This is a genomic window from Nitrosomonas ureae (assembly GCF_900108305.1).
Taxonomy (GTDB): domain Bacteria; phylum Pseudomonadota; class Gammaproteobacteria; order Burkholderiales; family Nitrosomonadaceae; genus Nitrosomonas; species Nitrosomonas ureae_B.
On sequence record NZ_FNUX01000061.1, the window covers coordinates 1 to 3,122 of the forward strand.

Genomic DNA, 3,122 nt, shown 5'->3' on the forward strand with positions numbered 1-3,122 from the left:
ACAGCCGCATTGACGAGTTGTTGCCATTTGCGCCGGAATTCATTCAATCACTTAAATTGAAGCAATAATAGGTGGTGGGGTTGGACGCTTACACCCGATCACATTTTCAACGATCTTTTATTCTTAAGCGTATCCGTTAGAGTTAACGTAGCTTTCTCCCCATCATACGCAATAACCACATCTTTGCCAGCAATAGGCTTGCCATCAACAGCATTTAGTCGGTGCACAATAAAATCCTTCTTGACCTGCTGATAAAAAACAGAATTCTCTCTATCAATATAAATAATTTGTCCTTGATACTGGTTTTTATCAACGGGTGCTGTACCTAAATAAATATTGTAGACGCCCGGCTTGATACCTTCATCGACCTTCTTGATAGTACCAGTCGTTTCCCATTCATTATTATTCTGAGTTTGTAGAATCTTTTGTCCATTCATTACAATCATTCGTAGCTTGTCGGGTGTCGTCATTTCAAATTAGTTATAAGTAGGATTACTGGCAAGATTAAATTATCCTGCTTCCTGTTGTCCGGCAATTTCTTCCAGTATTTTCATGAGATCAAAAGACTCTGATCTTTCCATGCCGTGCAAAAAGGCAATCAATTGCAGTGCGCCGCTCCCTTTGGCTGAGAAGCTGCCATCTTGCAATGCTTTGATGGTGAACTGAACGATATTTGAACAATTCCTGCCTTGCTCAAAATAATTCTTTATTTTGCTTTGGAGAAATTCTTTATTTTCACTAGATAGATCTTGCATTAAATCATGTGGCTTGCGTTTGTCTTTTTTAATCAGATTGTATATAGAGTCCAGCAATGGAAGTGAGGTGCTTTGTTTTTGATCGTTGTTGTTATCGAGAGTCGTATTCGATTTGCCTTCAGCATTAATTACTTGATCATCCGCAGAATTAGATGGGGGCGTTTTTTTTAGCTTTAAGAATTGACTGAAATGATATACATCCAATCGTGATATCTCTTCTTGCGTACTGAGCGCCAGCCAGGTGATTACTTCCTCTTTATTGGCTTTATACAGCCTTGTTAAATCATAGAGTGCTGTGACATCGGTGCAACGGCCTGTCCGGTACACTTCTCCTAGTGGATCAGGCAAATCAAGAAGTGCAGCGTGCATGGTGATATAAGGATTGGTTTTGCCGATCAGCCTGGCAATTTCGGATTTGGTTTTCCCGGCTGCAAGTTGCCGTCCAATAAAGTCAGCGATCTCTCTGGAGGTTAAATTATCTCTTTGCAGATTCTCGATTACTTGATCAGCTTCGCTGTAATCGGTATCAATGAATGCAGGAATGTTTCTTAACCCGGCATCGATACTGGCACGATAACGTCTTGCACCATGATTGATGATATAGGTTCCAGGTTTATCCGGATTGGGGCGTACCGATATGGGTGATTTTACCCCGCGTAATTTAACAGTCTCCGTTAATTCTCTTAACGTTTCTTTATTGAATTCTTTTCTGGGTTGATTGATATCTTCACTGATCAGCGTGATATCAATTTCTGTCGCGCCGATAGGCGCAACAAGCCTATTTTTATTTTCCTTCTTTTTTCCTGTCATTTTTATCTTAAGCTTAACTCGTGTTCGTTATATCGGGCAAAAATATTTATTTGAATCAAATAATTTTGTCCATTTTATGATTGGGCAGATAGAGGCTATGGGTGCAGTCATCAACAAATCAAACCGCGCAAAAAATTGTCTTCGCACTTTTGAATTTTTGTTATTCTTGTTCAATTTATCATTGAATGACTGATCTCTCGTTTCAGAAAACGGGTTACGTTTCCAGATTCTCCAGATTTCCCGTCAGTTACTCGTCTACCCTCTATCCATATGCTTATAAGAACAATGATTAATATTAATAACAATGATATAAATCAATGATGTGATTGGTTTTGTAAGTATGATTGATATGCATATCTTATTTATTAATTAGCATCCATAAGCCATGTATATAACGAAACTATTAATTAGCCCTCCATTGAAATTAATGAATTTATGTTTTTATTTTGGATTAAAATAGCAGCAAAACTACTGCAAAACAATGGCGCCGATTAGTTAAGCTGCTTAAACCCTAGAAATGACAGGGCTATTATATGTACAATTTGATACTCATCACAAATATTCTACGCATCCTCGATGAAAAAGGCGTGACCAAATCGGAACTGGCAAAGAAGGCGGGGGTATCCATCGCATTCTTTACGGATCTGACGAATGACAAGGCTAATCCATCGCTTAGGATTATGGAGGCGATTGCAGAGGCGCTCGAGACCCCGTTACCTATGCTGTTGGATAGCTCGGATATGAATGCAGTCGATCTTGAGGCATTGGCCAATCGAAAGTTAAAGCGCTTACCTAAAGGCTTTGTTTGGAAAGGAGGCGTTCTGAGTGAATATGAAGCTTTTCAGGTCGAGCAATGGGATAAGAAGAATAGAGCATTCTTATCGAAAGAAGCAAAGAAATTAAAAAATAACTAAAAGGAGTTGCACTAAAATAATATTCGTTATATTGTAATGTCATGTGTAAGTTGTTGGAGTACTCGCATGACACTGCAAGATCAATTGCCTCACATCACAACCGTTAAGGATCGCGCTAAGAGCAAGCTGGAGCGCGATGCAAGGGAAATATTGTCCGCATTGCAGGATCCTGAGACGGTTGAAATCATGGTCAATGCCGATGGCCGTATCTGGCAAGAGAAGCTGGGTCAAAAGATACAACATATCGGAAATATCCAGGCTGCCCAGGTTGAAGCCGTCATCAAAACGGTTGCAGGTTTCCACGGTAAAGCAGTCAATCGATTCAACCCGATGATTGAAGGTGAATTCCCGCTCGATAGTTCACGCTTTGCCGGTCAACTACCTCCCATTGTTTCATCCCCCACATTTGCTATCCGTAAAAAAGCCATCAAGATTTTTACACTCGAACAGTATGTAGAAACCGGTGTGTTGTCGCCCAGATACTCTGATGTCATCAAAGAGGCTGTGCGCAGGCACCGCAACATACTGGTCATTGGTGGCACCGGATCGTAAGCGTCCAACCCGACCATCTAAAAATTAGAAATAGATCTGGCTATCCTCGAATATTTTCACGGAGGTTAGCCGATGACATCACGGGAGCGAC

4 protein-coding genes are annotated in these 3,122 nt (G+C 40.6%); 2 read left to right on the forward strand and 2 right to left on the reverse strand.

Annotation, left to right across the window (positions count from 1 at the left end; genetic code table 11):
• Positions 1 to 98 precede the first annotated feature (98 nt).
• Complete coding sequence (locus C4S39_RS14935; RefSeq protein ID WP_103967721.1) at positions 99 to 437, reverse strand: KfrB domain-containing protein; 339 nt, start codon at positions 435 to 437, stop codon at positions 99 to 101.
• A 72-nt stretch (positions 438 to 509) separates the two neighbouring features.
• A complete protein-coding gene (locus C4S39_RS14940) occupies positions 510 to 1,565 on the reverse strand; it encodes a ParB/RepB/Spo0J family partition protein (RefSeq protein WP_103967722.1) in 1,056 nt (351 codons plus the stop codon).
• A gap of 533 nt (positions 1,566 to 2,098) precedes the next feature.
• Between C4S39_RS14940 and C4S39_RS14945 the strand changes: the two genes are divergently transcribed.
• Positions 2,099 to 2,479, forward strand: a complete 381-nt coding sequence (locus C4S39_RS14945; RefSeq protein WP_103967723.1) for a helix-turn-helix domain-containing protein — start codon at positions 2,099 to 2,101, stop codon at positions 2,477 to 2,479.
• A gap of 66 nt (positions 2,480 to 2,545) precedes the next feature.
• The gene (locus C4S39_RS14950; protein ID WP_258039475.1) at positions 2,546 to 3,031 is read left to right on the forward strand and encodes an ATPase, T2SS/T4P/T4SS family; all 486 of its coding nucleotides are present in this window, start codon (positions 2,546 to 2,548) and stop codon (positions 3,029 to 3,031) included.
• Positions 3,032 to 3,122: the final 91 nt, after the last annotated feature.

Coding starts and splice junctions, on each gene's coding strand:
- C4S39_RS14950 (WP_258039475.1), top strand. CDS start 2,546: ATGACACTGCAAGATCAATTGCCTCACATCACAACCGTTAAGGATCGC.
- C4S39_RS14935 (WP_103967721.1), bottom strand. CDS start 437: ATGAATGGACAAAAGATTCTACAAACTCAGAATAATAATGAATGGGAA.
- C4S39_RS14940 (WP_103967722.1), bottom strand. CDS start 1,565: ATGACAGGAAAAAAGAAGGAAAATAAAAATAGGCTTGTTGCGCCTATC.
- C4S39_RS14945 (WP_103967723.1), top strand. CDS start 2,099: ATGTACAATTTGATACTCATCACAAATATTCTACGCATCCTCGATGAA.